The organism is Candidatus Aquicultor secundus, from assembly GCF_002791875.1.
Lineage (GTDB): Bacteria > Actinomycetota > Aquicultoria > Aquicultorales > Aquicultoraceae > Aquicultor_A > Aquicultor_A secundus.
Window position 1 is genome coordinate 1 of the sequence record NZ_PFNG01000104.1, and the last position, 4,770, is coordinate 4,770.

At 54.1% G+C, this 4,770-nt stretch carries 5 protein-coding genes; 4 read left to right on the top strand and 1 reads right to left on the bottom strand.

Annotated elements, in window-relative coordinates; translation table 11 throughout:
• Positions 1–914, top strand: a 914-nt coding sequence (locus COY37_RS04395; RefSeq protein WP_286976339.1) for a glycerate kinase family protein, incomplete at its 5' end; no start/stop codon positions are given.
• Between the two features lie 121 nt (positions 915–1,035).
• Positions 1,036–1,608, top strand: coding sequence for a winged helix-turn-helix domain-containing protein (locus COY37_RS04400; RefSeq protein ID WP_286678533.1), 573 nt, complete (start codon positions 1,036–1,038; stop codon positions 1,606–1,608).
• A gap of 19 nt (positions 1,609–1,627) precedes the next feature.
• Here COY37_RS04400 and COY37_RS04405 read toward each other — a convergent pair whose 3' ends face one another.
• Entirely contained in the window at positions 1,628–2,539 is a 912-nt protein-coding gene (locus tag COY37_RS04405) for an HAD hydrolase family protein (RefSeq protein WP_286678532.1), read from the bottom strand.
• 253 nt (positions 2,540–2,792) lie between these two features.
• Here COY37_RS04405 and COY37_RS04410 point away from each other — a divergent pair, with 253 nt between their 5' ends.
• A complete protein-coding gene (locus COY37_RS04410; RefSeq protein WP_286678531.1) occupies positions 2,793–4,103 on the top strand; it encodes a glycosyltransferase family protein in 1,311 nt (436 codons plus the stop codon).
• 63 nt (positions 4,104–4,166) lie between these two features.
• Positions 4,167–4,770: response regulator transcription factor (locus tag COY37_RS04415; RefSeq protein WP_286976343.1), on the top strand; the 604-nt coding region annotated here is incomplete at its 3' end.

Here is a 4,770-nt window from a genome sequence, read left to right on the forward strand (position 1 = left end):
CGGCCAAGGCGCCGTTCGGTATTCTTGCGGATGGAACGGCGGTAATCGAGATGGCCAAGGCTTCCGGCTTTGAACTGGTGCCTGCGGCGCGGCGCGACCCGACGGTAACCACCACCTACGGAACGGGTGAACTCATTGAGGCCGCTCTTGATTTTGAATGCAGGCGCTTTATCGTCGGCATCGGCGGCAGCGCTACCTGTGATGCCGGTATCGGTGCGGCACAGGCGCTGGGTGTAAAGATTCTCAAGGAGGATGGCTCGGGGGTCGGCTTTGGGGGAGGAGAACTCGTAACCATCGCCCGGATCGACGTCTCGACCATCGACCCCAGGGTTCGCGATGCACAGGTTCTGGTGGCCGGCGATGTAAAAAATCCGCTCTATGGCCCGTACGGCGCGGCGCACGTGTTTGCCCCGCAAAAAGGGGCCTCACCCGAGCAGGTATTCCTTCTTGAGCAGGGCTTGATACATTTTGCCGATGTGGTCCACCGGGACCTTGGGATTGACGTGTCCGAGCTATCGGGCGGAGGGGCGGCCGGGGGCTTAGGCGCGGGTCTCGTTGCGTTTTTGCACGCCACGATCAGGCCGGGAGTCGAGCTGGTTATGGAAGCGGTTGGGTTACGCGATAAAGTGCGGGGGGCCGATCTTGTTATAACCGGCGAGGGCCAGGTTGACGCTCAGAGCGTCTACGGCAAAGTTCCGGGGGGCGTTGCGGGTTTAGCGTGCGAATACGGCGTAAAGACGATCGTCATTGCGGGCAAGCTCGGTGACGGCTACGAGCAGCTGTATGACAGCGGCATCAGCGAGATGTATGCGCTGGAAACCATCGCCGGCTCGCTTGATGCGGCGATAAATAGGCCCATCCCCTCTATTAAAGAAGCGGCATCCCGCATCGCCACAAAACTTCGAGCCTGGTAATTCACAGCGTAAATCTGTACACTATTAGTTAACAATAGTAGACAATCCTTGCTTGTCAATCTTTGTATGTTAACTAATAGTATACAAGCACACAGACAAGCGTACGGTTTTGGTGGTGATCATGCTAGAAACGCTGTTCAGATCACGGGTTATGGTAAAGCTTCTCAGCTATTTCTTGAATAATCCGGGCAAAGAGGTGTATCTACGGGAGGCAAGTCGCGAAGTATCCGAGCCCCCGAGTGCAGTGCAGCGCGAACTCGAGCGCCTAGATGCTCTTGGTTTGCTCGATTCCCGCCGGCATGGAAACCACAAGTATTTTAAGGTGCGCCCCGAGTTTCCGATCCTGCCCGAGCTTCACAGCCTCTTTTTGAAAACCGAAGGCGCCGCCGCTTTTCTTAAAGAAAGCCTCGCCGGGCTTAAAGGCATCCAGCTTGCCTTCATCTACGGTGAGTTTGCCGAGCGGCCGACCGAGGCCGTTTCGGAAATTAACCTCGTTATAATCGGCTCACCGGACCGTTCTGAACTCGATGGGGCGATAAAAAATCTGCGCGGCAAACTTGGCCGCGTAATTAACTACGCACAATATAGCCCTGATGAATTTAAGCATTTACTTGAGGCAAAAGACCCATCACTGGGGAGGACGCTTAACGGAGAGAAGCTTGTTTTAGTCGCCAATGTTGCCGAGAAGGGCTAGGTTCTTGAGGGCGCTCAAGCTAGCGGTATTCTCTGCCTATCAGGAAGCGAATTGCCTCCGCCCATCCCAGGCCCATCTCTTCATGGGTAATAAACACGTTTGGATAATCACCCAACCGCTCCAGTATCTCGGGATTCTCCAGCACCGCATTTCGCACGAGGAACAACACGCCCACTTCGGGGGCAAGCTCTAGATCGGCTATCGAGTCACCGATGGCGGCGCACATGCCTTTGGCAATCCCTCGCGTTTCCTGGTCTTTGCGTACCGCCGAAGCTTTGCTGCTTGCTGTAGGTAAGAGGTGGTAGGCATGCACTTCGGTTATTTGTGGGTCAAGACGCGCGCTCCTTCGCCTCACCTTGCCGTTGTCGATGATTTTAAGCTCAATAAAGCCGTTCTTCTTTAGAAGCGCGTTGGCCTCCTCGACATCGATCCGCCCCCGGAACATGTGAGTGAACTCCCGATTCTCCGACCAGGGAAGATGGTACTCCAGTCGCCGGTCGTATTCGTCGAGCAAGAGCTGCGGTGCGCCGCTTTCTTCAATCGCCTTCCATACGGTTTCCTCGCCCGCCTGAAAATCCCCAATATTTGATACCAACACCTCGCCCAGGTTGTAGGCGATCTGGCAGCCAAGCTCGGAAATCCAGTTCTTAAAACCGAGAATTCGCACATCCGAGTGGAGCTGCGCTCGATTGCGCCCCGAGACGAGGACCACATCGATTTTATGAAGATGGCAGGAGACTATCGCCTGCGCCGGCGAGCTGGTAAAGCCGTGGTTTGAATCAAGAAAAAGGCAACCGCCAGGTCCGAGAAGCGTGCCGTCGACGTCACTGTAGATAACCCTGGTCTCCGGCGCCATCAGGTTAATGAGTTCGGCATGCCACGGCTCGACGTAGTCGATTACGTTTAATCTATCCAGCATACCAAGACCCACGGCATCCCCTCCCATGCACCGCACGGTTGTTTAAAATAATCCAGCACTATTAGTTCTTCTAGATGATCTATTAGATGTTCCGCTAAATGTTCAATTAACTCTTTTGTTAACTCTTCAATTAGTGTCTCTATTAATTTTAGTACCAATTGGTATATTTTTAAAGCTCAGGCGTTCTTTGTCGCCCACCGGTTGTTGATGGGCCGTGAACGTGGTACTTTTCGTAATGAAGAACTAAAATCGGTCGGGTGAACCAATGAACGAGAAAGTTAGTGAGAAAACAGTGCTTCAGCCGGAGGTGCTTGCACAGATTGAGCGCCTGGGGCAAGCGGATATCATAGTCGGCATCCCGAGCTTTAGAAACGCCGGGACCATCTCGCACGTGGTGCGGGCGGCCGCACTCGGAATGGTGCAATTCTTCCCGGAACTCAAACCGGTTATGGTCAATGCCGATGGCGGCTCCGACGATAGCACCCGCGATGTCGTACTTGAAACGCCGGTTCCGCCCCAGGTCGAGAAGATAGTTACCACCTATCTTGGGCCCGCAGGCAAGGGGAGCGCGTTTCAAACCATCTTTGAGATCGCCGATCGCCTGCGGACCAAGGTCTGCATCGTCGTCGATTCGGACCTGCGCAGCATCACCCCTGAGTGGATAAAACTCTTGGGCGAGCCGATCTACCGGTATAACTACGGTTTTGTTACACCGCATTACCTCAGATATAAATATGACGGTACGATCACGAACTCGATAGCATACCCGCTGACAAGGGCGCTTTACGGGCAGCGGTCGCGCCAGCCGATAGGCGGTGATTTCGGGGTCTGCTGGGCGCTCTCAAAAGTATTCAGCCGGGAGAATATCTTAAGCGATGACAACATCCACCGCTTCGGCATCGACATCTGGATGACCACCACCGCGATCAACGAGGGCTTCAGGGTCTGCCAGTCGACGATGGGCGTTAAGCTGCACGACCCAAAAGACCCCGGCGCCGACCTTGGACCGATGTTTCGCCAGGTCGTCGGGACCATATTTGAGCTGATGGGTAAATACGAGACCAAGTGGAAGGTCGTCCACGGCAGTTTCCCAACCGATATCTTCGGTACGCTTAAGAGAGCCGAACCGGAACAATTTGCCATCGATTTGCACCGGCTCATCGAGAATTTTATGAACGGGTTTGCCAAGAACGAATCCCTTCTTGAGAGAATACTTCCCGCCGGCACATTTAACGAGGTCAAGGCGCTCACCCTTCCACCGACCGATATTTTTAATTTCCCGGATGAGCTGTGGGTGAAGGCGGTTTACGACTTTGCGGTCGCCTACAACTGGAGCGGGATCGACCGGCGTGATATCGTCGATGCGCTGATGCCCCTTTACTTCGGGCGCACCGGCTCGTTTGTTATCGAGACCGAGGTCATGAATAACCTGCAGGCCGAAGACGAGGTCGAAGGGATTGCTGAGACGTTTGAGCGCTTAAAGCCGTATCTTCTCGAGCGCTGGGACGCGGCAAAAGCGCAGGCTGCAAAGTACCGCGTCCCGCTTGAAAGCCGGGCGGATACCGAATTAATATAAACTTCATATTCTTGAAACCTGTCCGTAATAATCCAAGGCTACCGTATCTTTAAGCATGTTTTCTTGAAAGGGGTAGTTCTGATTAAGGCGGGTATTATAACTTCGGACCCCGCTCTCGCCTTGCAACTCAAGCAAGACCTTGAGCAGTCCGGGTTCGTCTCGGTTGCTAATGGGCACGACAACGGCGGGCAGGTGGACGTGGTACTCCTCGACTGCCGCGATTCTCAGCGCGTGGTCGAGCGTATTGAAGACCTCAAGGACGATGCGCCGGTGCTCGCCATCATCGAGGGGAAGCCAAATTTGCCCGTTGAGATTTTTACCGAGTTCACCGACGTTCTCTTTTATCCCTACTCAGAAAAGGAGCTTTACTTTCGCTTGTCTTTGGCGGCATATAAAAGCGAGCGGGCCGAGCAGGACGAAATATTCGAGTGGGGCGGATTTAAGATCAATTACACGAACTACGAGGTTTCGGTGGACAATAACAAGCTCGACCTCACATATAAGGAATACGAGCTGCTAAAGCATATGGCTTTAGCCCCGGGGCGCGTGTTTACGCGAAGCCAACTTTTAAAAAGCGTCTGGGGCTACGATTACATTGAGGGCGCGCGCACGGTTGATGTGCACATACGCCGCCTGCGCTCAAAGCTCGGCAGCAAGTATGCCAACC

Excerpts from the sequence above, each read along its gene's own strand:
- COY37_RS04400 (WP_286678533.1), top strand. The coding sequence starts at position 1,036 with ATGCTAGAAACGCTGTTCAGATCACGGGTTATGGTAAAGCTTCTCAGC.
- COY37_RS04410 (WP_286678531.1), top strand. The coding sequence starts at position 2,793 with ATGAACGAGAAAGTTAGTGAGAAAACAGTGCTTCAGCCGGAGGTGCTT.